Source organism: Agromyces sp. Y558 (genome assembly GCF_059445415.1).
The window spans coordinates 568,933-591,962 of the sequence record NZ_JCAIUH010000001.1 but is presented as its reverse complement, the minus strand read 5'-3'; the positions used below and the strand labels follow the sequence as shown (position 1 = coordinate 591,962).

Below are 23,030 nucleotides of genomic sequence, written 5' to 3'. Positions count from 1 at the left end.
GGGCATCCTCGAGCTGCCACGATGTACTCGTCGGAACAAGAGATCAGGGTGGCATGGGAACAGCGAATACGGTCGTCGTCTACGGAGCGACCGGTCACACGGGACGCTTCGTCGTCGCCGAACTCCTCCAGCGCGGCTTCACGCCGATCGCCGCAGGGCGCGACCGGGCGCAGCTGGCCGCACTCGCCGCCGAGTGGAGCGAGATCGTCGTGCGACCGGCGACGGTCGACGATCCTGCGGCGCTCGATGCCGCGTTGGCGGGCGCCGCTGCGGTCATCAACTGCGCCGGCCCGTTCGCGGTGACCGCGGGCCCGGTTGTCGAGGCCGCGCTCCGCGCGGGCATCCCGTACATCGATGTTGCCGCGGAGATCGAGGCGAATGCGTCGATGTTCGCCGACTACGCCGAGGCCGCACGGGCGGCGGGCACGATCGTACTGCCGGCCATGGCGTTCTTCGGTGGCTTGGGCGACCTGCTGGCGACAGCGGCGATCGGGGAATCGGCCGCGGCCGATGAGGTGCACGTCGCCTACGGGTTGAGCAGCTGGCACCCCACGGCGGGCACGCGGGTGGCCGGCCGGGTCTCCGGACAGCGGCGTGCCGGTCGTCGCGTGCGATTCACCGCTGGCGCGCTCGAGTACCGCGACGACTCGACCGCTGAGGAGGAGTGGAGCTTCCCAGAGCCGTTGGGTCTGCGCCGCGTGATCGCAGAGTTCACCATGGCCGACGTCGTGACCATTCCCAGTCACATCGCCGCTCGCGAGGTCCGCACTTACATGAGCGTGGAGGCCGCACGCGATCTGGCGAGCGTCGACACGCCTGCGCCCACAGCCGTCGATGAGCACGGGCGCTCAGACCAGACCTTCGTCGTCGACGTCGTGGTGCGGGCGGCCGGCGTCGAGCGGCGAGCCGTCGCCCGAGGGCAGGACATCTACGCGGTCACGGCGCCGCTCGCGGTCGAAGCCGTCGAGCGAGTGCTCAGCGGGCGCACCCGCGCAACTGGCGTGGTCTCGGCGGGCGCAGCGTTCGACGCCGCGGACTTCCTCCGCTCACTGTCGCCGCATGTGACGGTCGACCTGCCGAGCTGAGCTCAGCTGAGCTCAGCGACCCCAGGCCGAGGCGGGCGCTTCGATGACCTCATAGGGCCGCGAGCTCCAGTGGGTGCCGTTGCCGTAGTGGCTCGACGCCCAGGCCGACGCCCAGATCGCCTGCGCAGTCGCGTCGGCAGAATCACCGCGTGCAAGTGCGGCATCGACGTCGGGGTAGCGGCCCGACTTCAGGTTCTGCGCTGCGTAGAAGGCGGCCTCCATGAGGGTGGCGTAGCTACCGAGTCCCGAGCCGCCGCCCGAACCCTGCCCGTTGTTCAGGGGGTTGTTGCGGTTCCACCAGTTGTCGGCGCCGTTCTCCTGACGCATCCAGCGCATCATGAACGTGATGTTCTCTTCGGTGACCGGCCAGGCGCCCTCGATGAGCACGAGCTTGGCCCAGTCGACGTTCGTGCCACCGGCGACGAGAGCCTGCTCTCCGGTGGTCGCGACGTAGGACTCGTGTGAGATGGCCGCCGCCGCGACATCCGCTGCGACGCTGAAATCCTGCGCGTCACCCGAGTGCGGCGTATTCGCCGAGGCGAGAGGGAGTACTCCGCCGGGCTGCGGCAACGGTGCCAGGGTGAGGCCCGCGAGGAGCCCGATGACCGAGAGCACGGCCGCCGCCGCGAGCGAGCGGCGCGGGGAGCGCACGTTGCGCGGGGTACGCGTCACGGGCGTCGCGACTCCATGTCGCGCCGCCCGCCGTCCCCCGGTCTGTGCGTCCTGCATGCGGCACGAGAGTAGCAAACCTCACCGAGCGCCGCACCCAGCAAGATCGTCCGTGACCAGGCGCACCGGTTGAGCATCGGTCGCCGCGTACCCTTGGGGGATGGCTTTCGACTTCGGTGCGCTGCAGCGGCGCCCCGATGTCGAAGGGCCGGGCCTCGAGGCATCGGATGCCGCGGACCGGCTGATCCTCGACGAAGCCGCCGCCATGATCGGTGGGGTCGGCGAGGGCGAACTCGTCGTCGTCGACGACTCGTACGGGGCGCTCGCGCTCGCTGCGGCGGATGCCGGGGCCCGCGGTATCAGGGTGCACCAAGACCTCATCACGGGTGAGCGCGCGCTCGTCGAGAACGCCCGTCGACTGCGGCTCGAGGGTGCGGCGCAGTCGATGCCGCTCGGCGCCGAGCTCTTCGAGGGCGCACGCCTCGTGGTGTTGCGATTGCCGCGCTCGCTCGACCGGCTCGACGAACTGGCGGAGCTCATCGCGGCGAATGCCCATCGCGACGTCGTGGTCGTCGCCGGCGGTCGCATCAAGCACATGTCGCTCGCGATGAACGAGGTGCTCGCACGGCACTTCGAGCGGTTGGACGTGAGTCATGCGCGCCAGAAGTCGCGCGTGTTGATGGCACGCTTGCCTCGTCGGTCGAGGAGTGACGAAGGAGCGTATCGAGACCAGGTCGCGGGGTCGCGATACGGCGCTGGCGCGCCTACTCGACCAACGGATGCCGATCGAGACCAGGTCGCGGGGTCTCGATACGGCGCTGGCGCGCCTACTCGACCAACGGATGCCGATGGAGACCAGGTCGCGGGGTCTCCTCGACCGACGGATGCCGATCGAGACCAGGTCGCGGGGTCTACTCGACAAACGGATGGCAACTGGCCGCGACGCACTCGGCATGACGACGTCGACCTCGTGGTCGTTGCGCACGGCGGGGTCTTCGCGGGCACCGGCATCGACATCGGCACGCGGTTCCTGCTCGAGCAGCTGGCCGACGCGGTTCCGGATGCCCCGACCGCTGTCGATCTCGCGTGCGGCACGGGCATCGTGGCGGCGTGGCTCGCGCGAGCGCGACCCGGGCTGCGGGTGACGGCGACCGATCGTTCGGCGTCGGCCGCGGCATCCGCTCGGCTGACCGCCGAGGCGAACGGAGTCACCGACCGGGTGCAGGTCTCGCACGCCGACGGCCTCGAGTCCTTCGCCGATGCGAGCGAGCCGCTCATCGTGCTGAACCCGCCGTTCCACAGCGATGCGGCGATCTCGACCGGCATTGCCGCCCACCTCTTCGCCGACGCCGCGCGCGTGCTCGCCCCGGGCGGCGAGCTTTGGTGTGTGTTCAACTCGCACCTGCGCTACCGGCCGTTGCTCGAACACGTCGTCGGCCCGACCCGTCAGATCGCGCGCAACGCGAAGTTCACGGTCACTGCCTCGCGACGAGCGGCGGCGTGACCGACCGCGCGATCAGCGCGAGAAGCGCGACGGATCGATGAAGTCGGTCTCCACCGGCTGATCCTCACCGAGCGCGACTCGCCCGCGACCGCGCCGACCGCGCCGTGACCCAAGAGCACATCGCTCGCCGAGAGTTGCCCGATCGCTCGTCGATATCGATGCGTTCAGTCACCGTTCGACGCTACCTGCGGGATGCGGGCATCGCCGCATCGTGTCAGGCTTGAGCAATGACGACCACCATCGAGCAACTCGACACCGATCGCGCCGTGCGTGCCACGGCCGAGGTGCCGTGGCGCACGATCGTGTGGGATGACCCCGTGAATCTCATGACGTACGTCAGCTACGTGTTCCGCAGCTACTTCGGGTTCCCCCGCGAGGAGGCCGAACGCCTCATGCTGCTCGTGCACACCGAGGGCAGGGCGATCGTGGCGACCGGCAACCGCGAGGCCATGGAGCGGCACGCGCAGGCGATGCACGGCTACGGTCTCCAGGCGACCGTCGCGAAAGGCGAACCGTGATCGTCGCGGGCCTCGGCGGCGGCGAGGGGGTTCGCATCGTGCTCGAGATCGAAGAGGCAATGCTCCTCTCCGAGCTCGCCGACCAGGTCGACTCGGTGCTGCTGCTCGGCGAAGTCGACGACCCGGCGCTCGGCCGGCTGCTGCCCGACGCCTACCCCGACGATGCGGCCGCGGCGCACGACTTCACCCGCTACACCCGCGACAACCTCGTCGACGGCAAGCGCCAGGCGGCGCAGCGCGTGCGCGACGCGACCGCCGTCGACGTGCAGGCCGGGCTCGTGCAGATCGAGCTCGACCAGTCGGAGGCGTGGGGCTGGCTGACGTTCCTCACCGACCTGCGGCTGATCCTCGCCGAGCGGGTCGGCATCGTCGACGAAGACGAGACCGAGTCCGACGAGACCCGCGACGACTACCTGCGTGCGGCGTACGAGTGGGCCGGGTTCGTGCAGGGCTCGATGCTCGAGGTGCTCGACCCGATCAAAGGCTGAAGACCACCGCTGGTCGAGTAGGCGCGCCAGCGCCGTATCGAGACCTGGTTACGGGTCTCGATACGCTCCTGCGTCGCTACTCGACCAACGAGGTGACGCTCCTGCGTCGCTACTCGAACAACGAGGTGACGCTCCTGCGTCGCTCCTCGACCGGCGGGTGGATCATGGCAAGCTGAGCACGTGAGCCGAGACACCGCGAACATCACTCACGAACCGTCGTCGATCGCACGAGTGCTGCGGCATCCGGCGGCCAATGCCGAATCGCTCGAATCGATCGCCCTGCTCATCGGCGCCGCCACCTTCGTCGTCGGCGGGCTCGTCGCCTGGCTCGTCTTCCTCGGCCGAGACCTGGAGATCGCGGGCCCGGGATCGCTCGGCGAATTCGTGAGCGTCGGCGCCGCGATCGCCACGCTCATCGCGTTCGTGCTCGGCCGCCTGGCTCTGCGCACGCGTAGCGCCGCGGGTCTGGCCGAGGCGAAGCTGCCGGGTCTCGACGCACCCGGAGCGCACATCCACTGGTTCGACCTCACCGCGATCGCCCTCGCGCATGCGTTCATCGCGCTCCTCGGCTGGGTCGGCCTCGCCGACCTGCTCGAGCGCAGCTTCCAAGGTGCCGTCGTCTTCGCACTGCCCGGAGCGATTCTCGCCGGGGTCGGCATGGCGGTCACCGCCTACGCGGTGTTCCTCTCCGCCGCCCACCTCACGCCGATGCTGCTGTCGTTCGTGCTCGCCCTGTTCCTCGTCGTCGGTGGGCTCGCGAGCATGCTCAGCTCGAGCAATCCACTGTGGTGGCGCAGAACCTGAGCGCGCTCGGCATGACGAACGATGTCTCGGCGCTCGCATTCAACATGACGCTCATCATCGCCGGCGTGATCGTCACGACGATCGCCCGGTACGCGACGGCGGCCGTGCCGACGACGACGCCCGCAGAGGTGCGCGGTCGCAACATCGTGCGGGTCGGCATGATCCTGCTCGGGATCTTCCTCGGATGCGTCGGAATCTTCCCGGTCGACCGGTTCTTCATCGTGCACAACACCGTCGCGACGGGCATGACGATCGCATTCGCCGTGCTCGTGATCGGGCTGCGCTGGTTCATCCCGTCGATGCCGAAGGTGTTCATCCTGCTCGGATACGTCTACGTCGGCGTGATCGTCGTGCTCGCCGTGTTCTTCACGACCGGGTACTACAACCTCACCGCCGTCGAACTCGTGGCATCAGTGCTGATCTTCAGCTGGATCATCGTCTTCCTCCGCAACTCGAGTGCGATGCACGGGCAGCCGGCGACGGATGTCTCGGCGACGCCGGTCTCGGAGATTCCCGCACCCGCACCCGCTGGTTGACGAGCGACGAAGGAACGTCTCGGAACCTGCTCGCCCAGGGTGGGTTTCGAGACGGCCGCGGGCGGCCTCCTCAACCCGCAGGGACGGGTCTCCTCGACCTGCAGTGAGGGGCCTCCTCGATCTGCAGGGACGCGAAGAGGGTCGGATGCCGAAGCATCCGACCCTCTCAGCTGCCGTCTGAGATCAGACGTTCTGCGTGGGGTGCCCGAGCGCCTTGGCCTTCAGCAGTTCGTACTCCTGTTGGGTGATGGTGCCCGAGTCGAGGAGGCCCTTGGCCTTCGCGATCTCATCTGCAGGGCTGTGGGCCCCGGCTGTTTGACGGATGTACTCCTGGGTCGCGGCTTCGGCCTGCTTGTAGTCCTTCTGCGCGCGCTCTGCCATGCCCTTGCCCCGGGCGATGAGGTACACCAGCGCGGTGAGGAACGGCACGAAGACGAGGAAGATGATCCACAATGCCTTCCACCAGCCGTTCAGCTTCTGGTCCCGGAACAGGTCGGCGATGATCGCGAACAGCGCATACAGGTAGGCGATGAACGCGAATATCCAAAGGAACCACCAGATCAGGTCCCAGAAATTCGTCCAGAAACTCATATGCGCAGCCTTTCACTGAGTGAGCGCCCCCCAGGAGCGCCGCTGAGGTGAAACCTATCGCTTGGCGGCTCGGCGCGTCCATACTTCGAACAACCACGCTTCGACCACCACAGCGATACTCTGGCCGCGGGAGGCGGAACGATGACACTTGCCCTGCCAGCGAGGGATCCGGATGTCTCGCCGCGGCGACTGCTCGTACTCGCCGTACCGGCGCTCGTCATCGGCATCGTGTCGGCGCTCGTGCTGTGGGCGCTCGATCGGGTGTCGGGTGGGCTGCAGAGTCTGATCTGGGAGGCGGCGCCCGAGGCGCTCGGCGTCGACCCGTCGGGATGGTGGATCCTCCTCGTACTCACCGTCACGGGATTCGCCGTCGGGCTCGCGCTGCGATTCGTGCCGGGGCACGGCGGGCCCGACTCGGCGACCACCGAGCTCGTCGGGCCGCCGCTGCCGGTCGCGACCCTGCCCGGGCTCGCTCTCGTCACCGTGCTCGGGCTCGCGGGCGGCGTGAGCCTCGGCCCCGAGAACCCGATCATCGCCATCAACACGGCGATCCTCGTGGCGGTCGTCGCACGGTTCATGCCGCAGGTGCCCGCCCAGCTCACGACCCTGCTCGCCGCATCGGGCACGATCGGCGCCCTGTTCGGCACACCCGTGGCCGCCGCGCTCGTCTTCACGGGCATCGTGGCCGCGCTGAAGTCGGGCGGGTCGCTCTGGGACCGTCTCTTCCTGCCGGTCGCGGCGGCCGGTGCCGGTTCCATCACGATGCACCTCCTCGGCGCGCCGCCGCTCGCCTTCAGCTTGCCGCCCATCGGCCAAGTCGAACCCGGGGACCTCGCCACCGGCGCGCTCGTCGCGTGTGGTGCGACGATAGTGGGGCTCGCAGCACTGTTCGCGTTCCCCTGGATCTACCGTGCCCTGCACGCGCTGCGCCACCCCGTGCTGATTCCCACCGTTGGCGGCGTGCTGCTCGGCCTGCTCGGCATGCTCGGCGGCCCGATCACCATGTTCAAGGGGCTCACGCAGATGGGCGAGCTGCTGAACCAGGCCGATGAGCTGGACGGCGCCCAACTCGCTGCGATCGCAGGCATCAAGATCCTCGCGCTGCTCATCGCGGCGAGTGCCTTGTTCCGAGGCGGTCGCGTCTTCCCCGCGACGTTCATCGGCGTCGCACTCGGTCTCCTCGGCCACGTCCTCATCCCGTCGATGCCGATCGGCCTGGCTGTGGCGTGCGGCGTGCTCGGCATCGTGCTCGTCGTGACCAGGGACGGCTGGATCTCGCTGTTCCTCGCGGTCGCCGTCTGCGGCGATATCGCCGTGCTCCCGATCCTGTGCGTGGTGGTGCTGCCGGCGTGGTTGCTCGTCACCTGGGCGCCGGAATTCCGCATCGAGCCCGAGGTGCATGGTGCCGAGGCGGATGCCGGTCGCGCACCGCGAACAGGGTGATGCGGCGCGGGACATCCGCTCGCTCAGCAGTAACCGACGGCGGCTTCGTCCGCCAGACAGGGAGTACACAGATGGGCGAGGTCATCGGAAGCATCCTGCCGCTCGCACTCGGTATCGCGATCAGCCCGATCCCGATCATCGCGGCGATCCTCATGCTGCTCTCGCCGAAGGCGAAGGGCACGAGCGTCGGCTTCCTGATCGGCTGGGTACTCGGCATCGTCGTCGCGGTCGTGGTGTTCACGCTGCTCGCCTCGATCATCCCCGAGCAGGACTCCGACGCCTCGAAGCCGATCTCCGGTGTCATCAAACTCCTGCTCGGTGCGGGCCTGCTCTTCCTCGCCCTGAGGCAGTGGCGCACCCGGCCGAAGCCGGGGGAGCAGGCGGCGTTGCCGAAGTGGATGTCGGCGATCGACTCGATGACGACGGTTCGCGGGGGTGTGCTGGGCTTCCTGCTCGCAGCCGTCAACCCGAAGAACCTGCTGATGGCTGCAGGTGCGGGCGTGATCATCGGCACGGGCGGCCTGAGCGGCGGTGAGATCACGATCTCGGTCGTGATCTTCACGATCATCGCCGCGTGCACCGTCGCCGTGCCCGTGATCGCGTACCTCATCGCCGCCGAGAAGATGGGCGGCCCGCTCGAATCGCTCCGCGCGTGGCTCGTGCACAACAACGCGACGGTCATGGCCGTGCTGCTGCTCGTCATCGGCGTCGTCGTGATCGGCAAGGGAATCGGGAGCTTCTGATGACGGATGCCACTGAGCCCGAGTCGCTCGCTGAGCCCGGGTCGATCGCTGAGCCTGAGTCGCTCGCTGAGCGTGAGTCGCTCGCTGAGCCCGTCGAAGCGGGCGACTCGGGCGGCTCCCTTCGGCAGGCTCAGGGAACAGGGCTGGCTCAGGGAACAACAGGGCAGGCTCAGGGAACAGGGCAGGCTCAGGGAGCGGGGCTCGCGCACGGAACGCGGATGCTGCTCACGATCGCCGCCGCGGCGATCGTCTTCGCCGGCATCTGGTTCGCCCGCGACATCCTGGCCCCCGCCGCCGTCGCCGCGGTCGTGGTGATCATCTCCCACCCGGTGCGCCGCCCGCTCGAACGCCGCGGCTGGCCGAGCTGGCTCGCGACGACCGCGGTGATCGTCGTCGCCTACCTGATCCTCGCAGCGCTCGGCATACTGCTCGTCGTGGCATCCGTGCAGTTCATCGAGATGCTGCCCGACTACGCCGACAAGCTGACCGCGACCGTTCAGGCGATCTACGACTGGCTCACCTCGCTCGGAATCACGAGCGTGTCGGCCGCTTCGACGGCCGCCGCCGTCGACCCCGAGGTGCTGCTCACCTTCGCAGCGGGGGTCGCCGATGCCGTGCTCGGCGCCGCGACGGCGTTCTTCTTCGTGCTCGCCTATGTCATCTTCATGGCAGCGGATGCCTCGCGCTTCAGCCGCGGCGGCGGCCGCGTGTTCGGCACAGCGGCGGGTGACGTGATCGGCGCCCACTACTTCACGAGCGTGCGGCGGTACTACGTGGTCAACGCAACGTTCGGACTCATCGTCGCCGTGCTCGACGGCCTGCTGCTCTGGGCGCTCGGCGTGCCGATCCCGATCGTGTGGGCGATCCTCGCGTTCGTCACGAACTTCATTCCGAACATCGGCTTCGTGATCGGCGTCATCCCGCCCGCGGTGCTCGCGCTCGTCATCGGCGGCTGGCCGCTCGCGCTCGTCGTGATCCTCGCGTACAGCGTGATCAACGTCGTGCTGCAAGTGCTCGTGCAGCCGAAGTTCGTGAGCGACGCCGTGGGCCTCAGCCTCACGCTGACCTTCTTCTCTGTCGTGTTCTGGACTCTCGTGATCGGGCCGATCGGTGCGATCCTCTGCATCCCGCTCACGCTGCTCGTGCGGGCCCTGCTGCTCGAGCCCGACGAGAACACACGGGCGCTCCGCCGGCTGTCGGGCGACCCGAACGTGTCGTGACCCGATGTTCGTCGTCCGCCGAGGATTTCGCTGGACTCTGGCGTCCCGGGGTGCTGCGCGCGTAGTCTGCAACCACGTGGATTGGGGGAGATCATGGCGGATTTCGAATACGGTCCGGTGGACCTGTACCTCGTGGGGTTCGAGGGCGATCGCCCCGATGCAGGCAGCCTCGAGGCGATTCGTGAGCTCATCGAGGGCGGCGAGATCAGGTTGCTCGACTTCCTCATGATCTCGCGGGCTGAAGACGGCACGGTGAAGATCACCGAGTTCGAAGACGTGAGCGACGAGTACGGCTTCGGCACGGTCGAGCTCGAAGCGATCGGCCTCGTCGCCGATGAAGATGCCACCGAACTCGCCGAGGGTATTCCGCCTGGCACGTCGGGCGCGTTGCTCGCGATCGAGCTCGTCTGGGCGAAGCGCCTCGCCTCGAAGTTCGCCGCGGCCGGCGGCATCGTGCTGCAGACCGAACGCATTCCCGCGCCCGTCGTGAACGCCGCGCTCGCCGAAGCCGAAGAGGAGTAGGAAGATGCCGTTCAGAAGAATGGGACGCCCCGGACTGATCGGCATGGCCGCTCGCACGGCAGTCGTCGCCGGAACCGCCACCGCCGTCAGTGGCGGCATGCAGCGTCGCCAGCAGCAGAAGTCCCAAGACCAGTACGAGCGACAGCAGTACGAGGCCCAGCAACAGCAGGCGCAGGTCGACGCAGCGGCCCAGGCCGCGGTGGCGCAGCAGCAGCAAGCGGCGATGGGCGTCGCGTCGCAGCAGGCCGCTGCAGCACCGGCTGCTCCGGCCGCTTCGGCGGGCGGCTCTGATATCGTCGGCGAGCTGTCGAAGCTCGGCGCGCTGAAAGAGCAGGGCATCCTCACCGACGACGAGTTCGCCGCGGCCAAGGCGAAGCTGCTCGGGTGATCGTGCGAGCCTCGTCCGAGTCCTTTCGCGGCATCCGCTCGGCTGCATACACTGAGGCATGACCGTCACTCTGAGGGGCGTCTCGACCGTCGTTCCGCCGACTGTTCTCGTGCAAGAAGAGGTGCGCGACGTGTTCGCCGGCCAGCCTGGGCTGAACCGCCTCGGCCAGCGCATCGTCGCCACCTCGTTCAACGTGTCGGGCATCGCGACCCGCTACACGGTGCTCGACGAACTGAGCTTCGACGCGCACCCCGAAGAGCCCTTGTTCTTCGACGTCGAATCCGGCGAGCTCCTCTTCCCGGGCACCAAGGTGCGCAACGAGATCTACGCCGAGCAGGCCACGCCGCTCTACGTCGAGGCGGGCCGCAGGGCCATCGAGGCGACTCCGGGCATCGAGGCATCCGATATCACTCATGTCATCACCGTCTCGTGCACGGGCTTCTACGCGCCGGGGCCCGACTTCATGATCGCCCGCGAGCTGGGGCTCGACCCCGGCGTCGAGCGTTATCACCTCGGCTTCATGGGGTGTTACGCGTCGATTCCGGCACTGCGCATCGCCTCGCAATTGGCGAAAGCGGATGCCTCGGCGGTCGTGCTCGTCGTCTCCGTCGAGCTCTGCACGCTGCATCTGCGCACGTCGAACGACCCCGACACGATCGTCGCGTCGTCGCTCTTCGCCGACGGGGCCGGCTCGGGCATCGTCACGTCGCGGCCCCTCTCGCCCGGTGAGCGGGCGTTCGACCTCGACCGCTTCGCCACACGCATCACGCCCGTCGGCGAGAGCGACATGGCGTGGAAGATCGGCGACCACGGCTTCGAGATGGTGCTCTCCAACGCAATCCCGGCGATCATCGACGACCACATCACGGGTGCGCTCGAGCCGCTCTTCGCGCACGACGAGGCCCTCGCGACGGCGCTCGCGACCGACGGCTCCTCGGACGCCATCGAGCACTGGGCGATCCACCCGGGCGGGCGGTCGATCCTCGACAAGGTCGAGTCGCGGCTCGTGCTCACCGAGGCGCAACTCGTGCCGGCGCGCGAGACGCTGCGCGACTACGGCAACATGTCGAGCGCGACCGTGCTCTTCGTGCTGCGGAACATCCTCGACTCCGAGGCAGCCGCCGACGGCGACCGGGTCGCGGCGATGGCGTTCGGCCCGGGGATCACCGTCGAGTCGGCGCTCATGACCATTCGGGTGTGAGCTCTGCGTCGGGCGCGGCGCGCGCGTCCGACGCCTACGATGGCCACATGCAGGCGCGCGACACAGGGAACACCCGTGGCCTCGGCCGACGCGACGACGAGGTCACCGAGCTAATGGACGACCCCGCCGCCGACCCGGCGATGCTCGCGAAGACCTACGAGCGGTTCCGGCTCGTGAACGCCGTGGTGTCGGGGGAACGCGCGGTGTACCGACGGTGGGTGCGGCCGCGACTCTCGCCGGTCTGGGGCACACGTCTCGTCGACATCGGCTCGGGCAGCGCCGACCTGCCGCGCCGCCTGTTGCGCTGGGCCGACGAAGACGGACTGCAGCTCGAGATCACGGCCATCGACCCCGACGCGCGCGCGATGGAGTGGGCATCGGCCCAACCGCCGACACCGGGGCTGACGCTCAGCCGTGCCATGAGCGGTGAGCTCGTCGAGGCGCGCGAGCACTTCGATCTCGTGCTGTCGAACCACGTGCTGCATCATCTCGACGGCCGCGAGCTCGGAGCGCTGCTGCGCGACAGCGAGCTGTTGCTCGGGGCGGGCGGCATCGCCGTTCACGGCGACATCGAGCGCACGCGTCTCGGCTACGCGGGCTTCTGGCTCGGCACGCTGCCGTTCGCCGGCAACCTGCTCGCCGGGTCGTATATTCGCCCCGACGGGCTGACGTCGATCCGGCGCAGCCACACCGCGGCCGAGCTCGCGGCCGTGCTGCCCGAAGGATGGGCTGTGCGGCGGGCCTTCCCGTCCCGGCTCGAGGTCGTCTGGGGCACGGATGTCTGAGGCATCCGTCGACCCGATGCACGACGTGGTCATCGTGGGCGGCGGGCCCGTCGGGCTCCTCCTCGCCTGCCTGCTCGCGCAGCGCCGCCGCGATGTGATCGTGCTCGAACGTCGTGCCCCACGCACGCACGCGGGGTCGTCACGGGCGATCGGCATCCATCCGCCCGGGTTGCGTGCCCTCGACGCTGTAGGCATCGGCGGTGCGGTGCGGGCCGCGGCCGTCGAGATCCGGGGTGGCAGGGTGACGTGCGAGGGGCGCACGCTCGGCGTGATGTCATTCAGGCGCGCCGGCACGGTCTGGTCGCTGCCGCAGGTCGAGACCGAGGCGATGCTCGAACGGCGGCTCGGCGAGCTCGCCCCGGACGCTCTCGAGCGGGCGACAGAGGTGCGCGGCATCCGCGACCGGGGCACCCACGTCGAAGTCGCAGCTGATCGTGGTGGCGAAGAGGTCACGGTGCGGGCGCGCTACGCGGTCGGGGCCGACGGGGTGCGCAGCGGTATCCGGAGCCTCGTCGGCATCGGCTGGAATGATTGGCCGGGCCGGGCGCACTACGTGATGGGCGACGCGCCCGACGACACCGACGAGCCGGCGACGGCCCTGCTGCACTTCGAGCCGGCCGGAGTGGTCGAGTCCTTTCCGATGCCCGGGCGGCAGCGTCGCTGGGTCGCGTGGGTCCGGCGACCGCCGGCGCGGCTCGACGCCGGTGTGCTCGCGACGATCGTCGCCGGTCGCACGGGCGACGAGCTCGATCAGGCGTCGGTGTCGCCGCCGACAGCCTTCGAGGCGAGGCAGCATCTGGCCGAGCGGATGTCGCATGGCCGCGTCGCGCTCGTCGGCGACGCGGCGCACGAGGTCAGCCCCATCGGCGGTCAGGGCATGAACCTCGGATGGCTCGACGCGCTCGCCCTTCATCACGATCTGACCGCCGCGCTCGACGCGGGGGCGCCGTTCGAGGCCTTCACCCGTTATGCGCGAGTGCGGCGGTCGGCGGCGGCGCGCGCCATGCGCCAGGCCGCGTTCAACATGGCGATGGGCGCGCCGGCGGCCGGTGCGCGGCTCCGGCTGCGCAACGCTGCCGTGCGTACACTCTCCGTGCCGCCGCTGCGGGCGGTGCTCGCGCGGGCGTTCACGATGCGCTGGCTGTGACGCTCACCCGCACCCGGCGCCGGCGCCGCCACGCCTGACGCGGGCACGCGGATGCGTGTCGGAGGACGCGAGTCCGGTGGGAGGACGCGGACCGGTGTCCTCCGACGCGGGTGACGTCCTCCGACGTGGGCCGGCGACGGCGGCGACCGCGCCTCAGAGGGTGATGCGCGTGAGGAGGAAGACCGGGATCTGGCGGTCGGTCTTCGTCTGGTAGTCGGCGTACGGCGGGAAGGCCTCGACGGCTCGTTCCCACCAGAGCTCGCGCTCGTCGCCCTCGAGCTCGCGCGCGACGTAATCGTGCTTCTCGGAGCCGTCTTGCAGCTCGACGTGCGGGTGCTTCTTCACATTCCAGTACCAGACCGGATGCTTCGGCGCACCGCCGAGCGACGCGACAGCTGCGTATTCGCCGTCGTGCTCGACGCGCATGAGTGCCGTCTTGCGCAGCTTGCCGGACTTCGCGCCGACCGTGGTGAGCAGGATGATCGGCATCCCCTTCAGGGTGTTCGACTTCTCGCCGTTCGACGCCTCGAACGCCTCGGCCTGATTGCGCGCCCAGCTCGACGTGCTCGGTTCGTACTCGCCTTCCAGTGGCATCTGTTCTCCTCGATCGGTTCCTCGACGATAACCCGATGGCGAGCCGAGGCATTCCGCTGCGGTGCATCCGTTCAGTGATCGAGCGCCCCGGGCGCCTCCTGCAGGGCATCATTGCTCCTTCGCTCGTCCGCCCGAGCGCTCGCGCGCGCGAGCGCCTCGGCCTCCCGGGCAAGGTGGTCGGTGTTCGCCGAACGGAATCGGCGGAGGGGTGCGTCGTAGACGATCCTGGCCGCGCCCGGCGAGCAGTCGAGCAGCTCTCGAATGCCGAGCAGTGCATCGTCGTCGGACGCCGCCGACGTCACGGCCTCGAGCACGGCGCTGAGCTCGCCCCTCGCGTCGAGCAGCGCGCGCAGCTCCTCGAGTTGCTCTTCCATCGCACGCCGCTGATCCGGGGCGGACGGTTGTGCGCGACCGGTGCGCGGTTGGTGCTGCTCGATCTGTTCAGCGGTCAGTTCGACCTCGAGCGGTGTCTCGGTGGGGATCCCGAGATCGATGAGCGTTGCCGAGATCTCGAATCGCCCGGCTCCAGATCGCGCCACTGGTTCGTATCGAGTCGCACGTGCACGCGCGCATATTCGCCGGCGTCCAATGGGAGGGCCGGACCCTGACCGCTCACGAAGGCGAAGGAGCCGGATCCAGGTCCTTCACCGGCGCGGGAGATGAAGCCGATTGCGACGAAGGTGTCGCCGTCAGGCCGCCATCGTCCTTCACCCGTGTTGACGACGTCGACCATCAGCCGGTCGAGGTCGGGTTCCGCGCGAGTAACCCCGGGCCAGCGCAGGGCGAGACCACGGCCGCGCTCGGCGCGACTCCGTCGCAAGGGCTGGGGTTCGGGATGGACCTGCACGTGTGCCGTCTTCGATCCGTCGCGTGGCGGTGCGACCTGCGCGATCCGCCACGTCTTCGATCCTCCATCGACCGGAGCTCCCAGCACGACGGCGTACTCCGGTCGGGCAAGCACTCGCCAGCCATGCATCGGGGTGCCGTCTGGTACCCCCTCGATCGACACCTCGAACTCGAGGCTGTCGAGCACGGATCCGAGCTCTGCCCCCGGCTGCTGAACCGCTGCTCGGTCGACGGTGATGCGTCCGATCTGTGGGCGATCAGCGGATGTTTCCATGGCATGAGCCTTCCACATCGGCATCACGTGCCGGATGACGACCGCAACCGCAGCACGCTACCCGTGTGTTACTTCTCCGCCCCGCCGGGTTGCCCGTGGATGGACTCCTGATAGAGGTCAGCGTAGGTGCGCGAGTTCTTGACCAGGTCGTCGCAGAAGGCCGCGACGTCGCTGCCGATGAGTTCCAGGACTCCCTTGTCGGCCGCGACGCCCTCCTCGAAGAATTCCAGGATCCCCGAGAGCAGGTTCCCGTCAGCCAAGTCGATCGGTCCGACCTTGAAGAAGTACTTCTGCATCTCTTCGTAGACGATCTGGTAGTCCGGCGGGAGCGCCTTGACCCGCGCCATGTGTGCCCGCCACTGCTTCTTGCCTTCGATGATGTCTTGAATACCCACGTCAGCCTCCTAGCCGGCCCAATTTCCTTGCGACGTCCCTGTTCAACTGCTCGCGCCACCGGTCGCGATAGGTTCGAGCACCTTCTCCGCCGGCCAGTGCCACGCAGAAGCCTTCGATGTCGTCTCCCAGAACCTCGTGAACGCTCTGTTCATCGGCCGCTGTCTCTTCGAGCAGCCCAAGGGCCCCGTCGAGAATCGGCATCAGGTTCCGACCGGTGAAGTCTCCGTAGGGAAAGAGATGAACAATGATCTGCGCCCACGCCGCTCGGTAGTCGGCCGGTAGCGCCTCGGCCCGGACTTCGAACGCCTTCCAGTCCCTGGTGAGATCGCTGCCTGTGATGGTCTCCCAGAAGTTCATCTCCCGCCCTCCTTGAGCTTGTCGATCCGTGATGTGATGTACGCCCATTTCGCCCAGAACGTCGCGAGTTCTTCTCGCCCCGCGTCATTGAGTGCATAGAACTTGCGCGGCGGGCCCAGCCCCGACGGCCGTTTCGCCACCTGGACGAGCCCGTTCTTCTCCAGTCGCAGCAGGATGGTGTACACCGTCCCCTCGATGACGTCGGTGAATCCGAGATCGTTCAGTCGCCGAGTGATGGCGTACCCGTAGGTCTCCTCGGTGCCGATGATTTCAAGGACGCAACCTTCGAGCGTGCCCTTCAGCATCTCCGTCAGATCGTCCACGTGTGTCCTTTTCAGTGCCCCTGGTACTCGGTGCCACCGAGTACCGCTATACCGTATCACAGAGTAGCCGGCAGCACCCGATGGGCAATCTGACCCCGGACACCGCGGTTCGGCTGTTCGGTTGTTCGGCTACTGCGTTGTGCGATCCGATCCGATCATCACGATGACGAGTGCAGCACCCGTTGGATCTCTGCAACAACGATCTCGGGCTCGCTGAGCATGACAACGTGGCCGGAACGCTCGGCGATCACGTGCCGGCCATGTTCGGCGCGTTCCGCTCGCGCACGATGCGCGGCGATGAGCTGGCGACGCCCTTCCGCTCCGACACCGGCACTCTTCCCTCCCGAGACGATGGTCAGCGGTATCGCCGGAAGGTCGATGGACGCCGACTGCAGCTCCCGGAGGTCATCCGACATCGATGTCGATTCGGCGATCTGGGTTGCGACCGCCTCTGGCGTGTACATCTCCCGCCGCACATCCGCCCTGATCTGCGGCGGGAGGGATCCGGCCGTGAGTCCGTACACCCATCTCAGCAGACCGATGCGGGAGAGCCCGGGAAACAGGGAGTTCTGAATCCGAGCGGCTCGTTCGGTGGCCGGCGAGTAGTAGAGCTCGCAGTCCTCATCTGCCGGATCGACCAGCACGAGAGCGCGGATTCGCTCGGGTCGGGCGGATGCGGCGAGGCGCACGATCGGGCCGCCCCAGCTATGCCCGACGAGCACGAAGCCTGCATCGTTCTCGCCTTCTCCGTTCAGGTGATCGAGCAGGTCGTTGAGGTCGTCCGCGAGCGCGGGAAGCCGTCGCGATCCTGCGGCCTGCGGGCTCAGGCCCAGTCCGGCGCGGTCGTAGACGACCGATCGCGCCGCACCTTCGATGGCCGGCTGAACCAGTCCCCAGATCGAACGAGTCGAAGCGATGCCGGCCTCGAAGACGACAGTCGGCCCGGGGCCGTCGACGGCCTGGGAGAAGAGGCGTCTGCCATCCCTCGTCGGGGCCCAGCCGGGACTCCCCTGAGGATGCCCCGGCCAAGTACTGGTCTCTGCCTCGGTCGGAGCATCCTGGGGGAATTCCATGGAGTCGAGCGTAGTGTCAGCTGAAGTTCGTGTTCCGCAAGCGGAATGAACCTCGCAGCATCATTTGCCTTCGATTTCCAGTCGGACGCTCATACCCGCGTTGTTCGACCCAGCCAACCGGGAATGGTCGTGAAGGGCTCTGCGTCGCTGAGCTGCTGGAGGCAGCTGATCATGGTCTCGTACTGGTGGTCGCCGAGCTGCCGCCGCAACCCCGCCTCCCGTTCGCCGAGAAGCTGGCCACTCGCGGTGAGGAAGTCGTTCGCACGAGGGGTGCGTGTGATGACGGAGGCGCGTGAGTCGTGGGGATCGACGTCGCGGTCGACGAGATCCAGCGACTCCATCGAGGCCGCCGTTCTGGCCGCGGCCTGCTTGGTCACGCCGAGCCGCCGCGCGAACTCGCTGATCGACACGCCGCCTTCGGGAATGGACTGCAACGCGAATCCATGCAGCGGCCGCACGTCGTCGTAGCCGAGGTCTCGGAGATGCTCGTGCAACTCGTTGATGACCGAACGAAACGAGCCGATGAGGAGGATCGGCAACTCGCCCGAAAAGCGCTGTGTCATGCGTCGATTCTCCCGCACTTGCACGCGTTAGACAACGACGCTTACTATCTAGACAGCAACGTTGTCTAACACAAGGAGATGTCCATGTCGATCACTCGCGTCGCCTCGACCGCCACTCGGTCATCCGGAACCGCGGCCTCCGCGATGGAGACCCTCGCTTCCCCGACCGTCGGTGGAAGCATCCAGACCAGTTTGTGGCGAGTCAGAATGCCGGCGGGTCAAGCCGGCCCCCGGCACATCATCGACTCTGAGCAGATCTGGACCTTGCTGACAGGTGAGGCCACCTTTCACTCCGAAGCTGACCGGTTCGTTGTCGAAGCCGGCGACACCGTCATCGTGCCCGCCGATGTCGTGCGCACCGTCATCGCTTCAGGCGACTGCGAGTTCCTGGTCTGTGGAAGCCCGAGCGCCCTTGCCTCGATTCCGGGGAGCGATGCGGATCCGGTCTCCCCGCCATGGGTGCGATGAATCCCTGAGCCTCAGCCCCGCGCGAGCGCGAGCGAGAACTCCACGAACCCGTCGGGCTCGACGGAGACGAAGCCGAGGTTGGGCGCCTCGACGCCGAAGTCCGCGAACGTGATCGGGATGCTGCCTGCAACCTGGCCGTCCGTTCCGTTCAAGACGGCATCGAGGTCGACGGTGACGCTGCGGGTCACGCCGGCGAGCATGAGGTCGCCCGTCGCCTGCACGGTCTGCACTTCGCCCACGGTTGGTGCCGTGTCGACCGTGATCGGTTCGGTGAGCACGAAGGTCGCTGTCGGGAACTCGTCGACGCGCAGGGCATTCGAACGGAAGTACTCGTCACGATTGCCCGAGTCGGTCGCGATCGACGCGACATCCACCTCGAGCAACGCGGCGGTGAGGCTCAATCCGTCGACCGCGAAGCTGCCGGACACGTCGGAGGTGCGCCCGGTGACCGTGACATCCGTGCCGTTCAGCACCTCGTCGAGTCGGTAGCCGGCGAACGAGCCGTCGGTCACGGCCCAGTCGCCGGTGAGATCGGATGCCTCGGCACCCGCCTCGGCCGTCGCCGTCGGGGCTGCCGTCACCGAGGGCGCCGTCTCGGCCTCGCCGACGATGACGTCGCGGTACACGATCGGGCCGGCGATGGCGGCGGTGGCGCCGAGCACGAGTGCTCCGGCGACGATGGAGATGGTGATGATCTTCGTGCGCTTCTGCATGCTGCTCCCCAGGGTCGGACTTCGAGCTTTGCCGATGAACGTATGAGAAAGCATTGAATCCGCTGCGATCGTTTCGAGATGACGGCGGATGACGCAGAATGGCGTCCACCTCCCGCTCTGGCGCGCCACGCGGCATCCGTCTACCTTGAAGGCGGGGGAGATTCGGCGCGGATGCCGGAATACCAACCCTCTCACCAAAGTTGAGTCTGCTTGGCTCAACTTTGAAGAAGGGAGTTCCTGTGGCCAACATGCAAGGCGCGCCGAGCACGGAAGAAGAGCAGAAGTCGGCGCTCGAACAGTACGGTGTCAATCTCACCGAGATCGCGGAGGCGGGCAAGCTCGACCCGGTCATCGGCCGTGACGCCGAGATCCGCCGCGTCAGCCAGGTGCTCACCCGGCGCACGAAGAACAACCCCGTGCTCATCGGTGAACCGGGCGTCGGCAAGACCGCCGTCGTCGAAGGACTCGCCCAGCGCATCGTCGCGGGCGACGTCGCCGAGTCGCTGAAGGGCAAGCAGCTCATCTCGCTCGACATCTCGGCGCTCGTCGCGGGAGCGATGTACCGAGGCCAGTTCGAGGAACGGCTGAAGTCCGTGCTCAAGGAGGTCAACGACGCCGAAGGCGAGATCATCACCTTCGTCGACGAACTGCACCTGCTCATGGGCGCGGGCGGCGGTGAGGGATCCGTCGCGGCCTCGAACATGCTGAAGCCCATGCTCGCGCGCGGCGAGCTGCGCCTCATCGGCGCGACCACCCTCGACGAGTACCGCGAATACATCGAGAAGGATGCCGCGCTCGAACGCCGCTTCCAGCAGGTGTACGTCGGCGAACCGACGGTGGAAGACACCGTCGCGATCCTCCGCGGCCTCAAGGGGCGTTACGAGGCGCACCACGGGGTCACGATCTCCGACGCAGCACTCGTCGCCGCGGCATCCTTGTCGAACCGCTACATCTCTGCCCGGCAGCTGCCCGACAAGGCGATCGACCTCGTCGACGAGGCCATGTCCCGCCTCAAGATGGAGATCGACTCGAGCCCCGTCGAGATCGACCAGCTGAAGCGCCAGGTCGACCGCTTGAGGCTCGAAGAGCTCGCGCTGAAGAAGGAGAAGGACGATGCCTCGAAGGAGCGGCTCGCGAAACTCCGCGAGACGCTCGTCGAACAGGAGCGCGAGCTTGCCGGCCTCGAAGCACGCTGGGCACGCGAACGGATGTCGCTGAATCGCGTCGGCGATCTGAAGAAGCAACTCGACGACGCGGTCACGCAGCGCGATCGCGCCATGCGCGAGGCCGATTACGCGAAGGCCTCCAAGCTCGAGTACGAGACGATCGCCCAGCTGCAACGCGATCTCGCTGAGGCGGAACAGGTCGATGCTTCGACCGGCTCAGCAACCGGTGAACCACGGATGGTCAACGAGCAGGTCACGGAAGAAGACATCGCGCAGGTCATCGCGGCGTGGACCGGCATCCCCGTCGGCCGTCTGCTGCAGGGCGAGACCGAGAAGTTGTTGCACCTCGAGCAGGAGCTCGGCAAACGCCTCATCGGCCAGAAGCGCGCGGTCGCGGCGGTCGCCGACTCGGTGCGCCGTTCGCGCGCCGGCATTAGCGACCCCAACCGGCCGACGGGCTCGTTCCTCTTCCTCGGCCCGACCGGCGTCGGCAAGACCGAGCTCGCGAAGTCGCTCGCCGACTTCCTCTTCGACGACGAGCACGCCATGGTGCGCATCGACATGTCGGAGTACGGCGAGAAGTTCTCGGTCTCCCGGCTCGTCGGCGCCCCTCCGGGCTACGTCGGCTACGACCAGGGCGGCCAGCTCACCGAGGCAGTACGCCGTCGGCCCTACTCGGTGATCCTCTTCGACGAGGTCGAGAAGGCGCACCCCGAGATCTTCGACGTGCTGCTGCAGGTGCTCGACGACGGACGACTCACCGACGGTCAAGGTCGCACGGTCGACTTCAGGAACACCATCCTGATCCTCACGTCGAACCTCGGCTCGCAATACCTGATCGACCCGGGTCTCAGTTGGGACGAGAAGGAGCAGGCCGTACTGCAGACCGTGCGGCAGGCGTTCAAGCCCGAGTTCGTGAACCGGCTCGACGACATCGTCGTGTTCTCGGCCCTCAGCGAGCACGAGCTCGCCGAGATCGTGAACCTCTACGTCGACCGGCTTTCGGCTCGGCTGAACGAACGGCGGCTCGAGCTCAGAGTCACTCCCGACGCTCGCGCCTGGCTCGCGGAGCGTGGCTACGATCCGCTGTACGGTGCCCGCCCGCTGCGCAGGCTGATGCAGCACGAGATCGACGACCAGCTCGCTCGAGCCCTGCTCGCCGGCGAGGTGCGTGACGGCGACGCCGTCGTGGTCGCGCTCGCCGACGACGGCGACTCGCTCACGGTCGCGCGGGCCGACCCGCCCGTCGAATAGGCCGTCACTCCGCGGCATCCGTTCGCTTCACTGAGCGGATGCCGCGTGGCGGCTGCGCGGCCGTTAGTCGCCGCCGGGCTCGGATGCGGGCTCGGATGCGGGCTCGGGCTCGGGCTCGCGCACGCCGTTCGCGTTCGCCGGGATGCGTCGTTCGAGCGCAATGGCGACCACGCCGATGCCGATGCAGCTGACGACCATGACGGCGATGTACACCGCGTCGAGCCCCTGGCCGAGCAGCAGCCCAGCTGCGATCGGCCCGGCGATCGCGCCGCCCTGGAACGCCGCCGAGTTGATCGCGTTGTAGCGGCCGCGATTGTGGTTTGAGGCGAGGTCGTTGTAGATGGCGGGCACGGTCGGTTGCAGCAGCGTCTCGCCGAACGCGAACACGCCCATGAAGGCCAAGACGCCGATCGCTGCCGCGAGCGAGTCGGGCAGCAGCCCCGCGGCGCCGAGGATCAGCCACGAGAACGCCCACACCGCCGCCATCACCCACATGACCCGGGTGCGCCGCTTGCCGGTGATGTACCTGAGCACGGTGAACTGCAGGAGCACGATGACGACCGTGTTGACCGCGAAGGCGAAGCCGACCATGCGCGTCGAGACCTCTGCCACCTGACGCGCGTACGCGGGGAACCCGGCCTCCAGCTGGCCGTAGCCGATGAACATGGCGATGAAGGTGAGCAGCGTCAACCACAGCACCGCAGGCTGCTTGAGGATTTCGCGATACCCACCGACCGCCGCGGCGTCTTCGCTGGGCTCGGCGTGGGTACGCACATGCCGGAGCGGCCCGAGCAACAGGGCCGCCGGCACGAGGCAGCTGATCGCGTTGACGAGGAAGATCACGGTGAACGTCTCGGGGGTGTCGACGTCGATGAAGAAGCCGCCGATCACGCCGCCGACGCCGATGCCGAGGTTGACGAGGGCGAAGTTGACGCCGAAGTACTGCTGGCGCAGCTCGCCGTCGACCACCGCGGCGATCAGGGCGTTGAAGCCGGGCCACGAAATGCCGAAGTTGACGCCGATCAGCACGAGGGCGACGGCGGCGACCGCCGGGTGGGTCGCGTACGCGAGCAGGGTGCAGCCGGCGATCATCGCCGCCAGCCCGACGAGCAGCACCTTGCGGGCGCCGAACCGGTCGATGAGGGTGCCGCCGGGGCCCGTCACGATCAGCCCGACGATCGCGATCAGGCTCATCAGCCCGCCGGAGAGCCCGAGGTCGAAGCCACGCACCTCGTGCAGGTAGATGATCGTGAACGGCAGCGTCAGCCCGCGGCCGAGCGTCTGGATCGCGACCGTCGAGAGCAGCCATCGCCCTTCGGTGGGGAGGGCGTTCCAGAAGCTCTTGATGCCGATCACCTG

At 68.0% G+C, this 23,030-nt stretch carries 28 protein-coding genes; 16 read left to right on the top strand and 12 right to left on the bottom strand.

Annotated elements, in window-relative coordinates; genetic code table 11:
• Window positions 1-53 precede the first annotated feature (53 nt).
• On the top strand, window positions 54-1,085 hold the full coding sequence (locus AC1C2T_RS02780; RefSeq protein ID WP_495384171.1) for a saccharopine dehydrogenase NADP-binding domain-containing protein: 1,032 nt from the start codon (window positions 54-56) through the stop codon (window positions 1,083-1,085).
• A gap of 12 nt (window positions 1,086-1,097) precedes the next feature.
• On the opposite strand, the gene AC1C2T_RS02775 is transcribed toward AC1C2T_RS02780, so the two are convergent.
• Complete coding sequence (locus AC1C2T_RS02775) at window positions 1,098-1,814, bottom strand: hypothetical protein (RefSeq protein WP_495384170.1); 717 nt, start codon at window positions 1,812-1,814, stop codon at window positions 1,098-1,100.
• Between the two features lie 100 nt (window positions 1,815-1,914).
• Here AC1C2T_RS02775 and AC1C2T_RS02770 point away from each other — a divergent pair, with 100 nt between their 5' ends.
• The 5 genes from AC1C2T_RS02770 (at window position 1,915) to AC1C2T_RS02750 (ending at window position 5,604) form a co-directional block, all read left to right on the top strand.
• Window positions 1,915-3,258 carry a class I SAM-dependent methyltransferase gene (locus AC1C2T_RS02770; protein WP_495384169.1) on the top strand — a complete coding sequence of 448 codons (1,344 nt, stop codon included), beginning with the start codon at window positions 1,915-1,917 and terminating at the stop codon, window positions 3,256-3,258.
• Window positions 3,259-3,485: 227 nt separating this feature from the next.
• Window positions 3,486-3,776, top strand: coding sequence for an ATP-dependent Clp protease adapter ClpS (gene clpS, locus AC1C2T_RS02765; protein ID WP_495361738.1), 291 nt, complete (start codon window positions 3,486-3,488; stop codon window positions 3,774-3,776).
• Entirely contained in the window at window positions 3,773-4,264 is a 492-nt protein-coding gene (locus AC1C2T_RS02760; protein ID WP_495361739.1) for a DUF2017 family protein, read from the top strand. The genes clpS and AC1C2T_RS02760 overlap by 4 nt, the downstream gene beginning before the upstream one ends.
• 180 nt (window positions 4,265-4,444) lie before the next feature.
• Window positions 4,445-5,068, top strand: coding sequence for a hypothetical protein (locus AC1C2T_RS02755; protein ID WP_495384168.1), 624 nt, complete (start codon window positions 4,445-4,447; stop codon window positions 5,066-5,068).
• Window positions 5,050-5,604 carry a DUF998 domain-containing protein gene (locus AC1C2T_RS02750; RefSeq protein WP_495384167.1) on the top strand — a complete coding sequence of 185 codons (555 nt, stop codon included), beginning with the start codon at window positions 5,050-5,052 and terminating at the stop codon, window positions 5,602-5,604. The genes AC1C2T_RS02755 and AC1C2T_RS02750 overlap by 19 nt, the downstream gene beginning before the upstream one ends.
• Before the next feature lie 183 nt (window positions 5,605-5,787).
• Here AC1C2T_RS02750 and AC1C2T_RS02745 read toward each other — a convergent pair whose 3' ends face one another.
• A complete protein-coding gene (locus AC1C2T_RS02745) occupies window positions 5,788-6,195 on the bottom strand; it encodes an SHOCT domain-containing protein (protein WP_495361741.1) in 408 nt (135 codons plus the stop codon).
• Window positions 6,196-6,336: 141 nt separating this feature from the next.
• On the opposite strand from AC1C2T_RS02745, the gene AC1C2T_RS02740 reads away from it, so the two are divergent.
• From AC1C2T_RS02740 to AC1C2T_RS02705, 8 genes are all read left to right on the top strand, one after another.
• Window positions 6,337-7,638 (top strand): ion channel protein, encoded by a 1,302-nt coding sequence (locus AC1C2T_RS02740; RefSeq protein WP_495384166.1) that lies wholly within the window; start codon window positions 6,337-6,339, stop codon window positions 7,636-7,638.
• 71 nt (window positions 7,639-7,709) lie between these two features.
• Window positions 7,710-8,381: a GAP family protein gene (locus AC1C2T_RS02735; RefSeq protein WP_495384165.1), complete on the top strand. Its 672-nt coding sequence runs from the start codon at window positions 7,710-7,712 to the stop codon at window positions 8,379-8,381.
• Entirely contained in the window at window positions 8,381-9,601 is a 1,221-nt protein-coding gene (locus AC1C2T_RS02730) for an AI-2E family transporter (RefSeq protein ID WP_495384164.1), read from the top strand. Before AC1C2T_RS02735 ends, AC1C2T_RS02730 begins: the two co-directional genes overlap by 1 nt.
• A gap of 93 nt (window positions 9,602-9,694) precedes the next feature.
• Window positions 9,695-10,123, top strand: coding sequence for a DUF6325 family protein (locus AC1C2T_RS02725; protein WP_495384163.1), 429 nt, complete (start codon window positions 9,695-9,697; stop codon window positions 10,121-10,123).
• 4 nt (window positions 10,124-10,127) lie between these two features.
• Complete coding sequence (locus AC1C2T_RS02720; RefSeq protein ID WP_495361746.1) at window positions 10,128-10,511, top strand: SHOCT domain-containing protein; 384 nt, start codon at window positions 10,128-10,130, stop codon at window positions 10,509-10,511.
• Between the two features lie 58 nt (window positions 10,512-10,569).
• Window positions 10,570-11,712, top strand: coding sequence for a type III polyketide synthase (locus tag AC1C2T_RS02715; protein WP_495384162.1), 1,143 nt, complete (start codon window positions 10,570-10,572; stop codon window positions 11,710-11,712).
• On the top strand, window positions 11,709-12,497 hold the full coding sequence (locus AC1C2T_RS02710) for a methyltransferase domain-containing protein (protein WP_495384161.1): 789 nt from the start codon (window positions 11,709-11,711) through the stop codon (window positions 12,495-12,497). Before AC1C2T_RS02715 ends, AC1C2T_RS02710 begins: the two co-directional genes overlap by 4 nt.
• Complete coding sequence (locus AC1C2T_RS02705) at window positions 12,490-13,644, top strand: FAD-dependent oxidoreductase (protein WP_495384160.1); 1,155 nt, start codon at window positions 12,490-12,492, stop codon at window positions 13,642-13,644. Before AC1C2T_RS02710 ends, AC1C2T_RS02705 begins: the two co-directional genes overlap by 8 nt.
• Before the next feature lie 153 nt (window positions 13,645-13,797).
• On the opposite strand, the gene AC1C2T_RS02700 is transcribed toward AC1C2T_RS02705, so the two are convergent.
• The 8 genes from AC1C2T_RS02700 to AC1C2T_RS02665 all read right to left on the bottom strand — a co-directional run bounded on the left by AC1C2T_RS02700 (window position 13,798) and on the right by AC1C2T_RS02665 (window position 18,070).
• Window positions 13,798-14,238, bottom strand: coding sequence for a nitroreductase family deazaflavin-dependent oxidoreductase (locus AC1C2T_RS02700; protein WP_495361750.1), 441 nt, complete (start codon window positions 14,236-14,238; stop codon window positions 13,798-13,800).
• A gap of 71 nt (window positions 14,239-14,309) precedes the next feature.
• A complete protein-coding gene (locus AC1C2T_RS02695; RefSeq protein WP_495384159.1) occupies window positions 14,310-14,612 on the bottom strand; it encodes a hypothetical protein in 303 nt (100 codons plus the stop codon).
• Window positions 14,613-14,686: 74 nt separating this feature from the next.
• Window positions 14,687-15,358, bottom strand: coding sequence for a hypothetical protein (locus AC1C2T_RS02690; protein ID WP_495384158.1), 672 nt, complete (start codon window positions 15,356-15,358; stop codon window positions 14,687-14,689).
• A gap of 68 nt (window positions 15,359-15,426) precedes the next feature.
• On the bottom strand, window positions 15,427-15,753 hold the full coding sequence (locus AC1C2T_RS02685; protein ID WP_495384157.1) for a DUF1048 domain-containing protein: 327 nt from the start codon (window positions 15,751-15,753) through the stop codon (window positions 15,427-15,429).
• A 1-nt stretch (window position 15,754) separates the two neighbouring features.
• Window positions 15,755-16,111 carry a DUF1048 domain-containing protein gene (locus tag AC1C2T_RS02680; protein ID WP_495384156.1) on the bottom strand — a complete coding sequence of 119 codons (357 nt, stop codon included), beginning with the start codon at window positions 16,109-16,111 and terminating at the stop codon, window positions 15,755-15,757.
• Window positions 16,108-16,434 (bottom strand): PadR family transcriptional regulator, encoded by a 327-nt coding sequence (locus tag AC1C2T_RS02675; protein ID WP_495384155.1) that lies wholly within the window; start codon window positions 16,432-16,434, stop codon window positions 16,108-16,110. Before AC1C2T_RS02675 ends, AC1C2T_RS02680 begins: the two co-directional genes overlap by 4 nt.
• Before the next feature lie 158 nt (window positions 16,435-16,592).
• Complete coding sequence (locus AC1C2T_RS02670; RefSeq protein WP_495384154.1) at window positions 16,593-17,507, bottom strand: alpha/beta fold hydrolase; 915 nt, start codon at window positions 17,505-17,507, stop codon at window positions 16,593-16,595.
• A gap of 89 nt (window positions 17,508-17,596) precedes the next feature.
• Window positions 17,597-18,070: a MarR family winged helix-turn-helix transcriptional regulator gene (locus AC1C2T_RS02665; RefSeq protein WP_495384153.1), complete on the bottom strand. Its 474-nt coding sequence runs from the start codon at window positions 18,068-18,070 to the stop codon at window positions 17,597-17,599.
• A gap of 84 nt (window positions 18,071-18,154) precedes the next feature.
• Here AC1C2T_RS02665 and AC1C2T_RS02660 point away from each other — a divergent pair, with 84 nt between their 5' ends.
• Entirely contained in the window at window positions 18,155-18,538 is a 384-nt protein-coding gene (locus AC1C2T_RS02660; RefSeq protein WP_495384152.1) for a cupin domain-containing protein, read from the top strand.
• Between the two features lie 11 nt (window positions 18,539-18,549).
• On the opposite strand, the gene AC1C2T_RS02655 is transcribed toward AC1C2T_RS02660, so the two are convergent.
• Complete coding sequence (locus AC1C2T_RS02655) at window positions 18,550-19,251, bottom strand: YceI family protein (RefSeq protein WP_495384151.1); 702 nt, start codon at window positions 19,249-19,251, stop codon at window positions 18,550-18,552.
• A gap of 239 nt (window positions 19,252-19,490) precedes the next feature.
• Between AC1C2T_RS02655 and AC1C2T_RS02650 the strand changes: the two genes are divergently transcribed.
• Window positions 19,491-21,671: an ATP-dependent Clp protease ATP-binding subunit gene (locus AC1C2T_RS02650; RefSeq protein WP_495384150.1), complete on the top strand. Its 2,181-nt coding sequence runs from the start codon at window positions 19,491-19,493 to the stop codon at window positions 21,669-21,671.
• 63 nt (window positions 21,672-21,734) lie between these two features.
• Here AC1C2T_RS02650 and AC1C2T_RS02645 read toward each other — a convergent pair whose 3' ends face one another.
• Entirely contained in the window at window positions 21,735-23,027 is a 1,293-nt protein-coding gene (locus AC1C2T_RS02645; protein WP_495384149.1) for an MFS transporter, read from the bottom strand.
• Window positions 23,028-23,030: the final 3 nt, after the last annotated feature.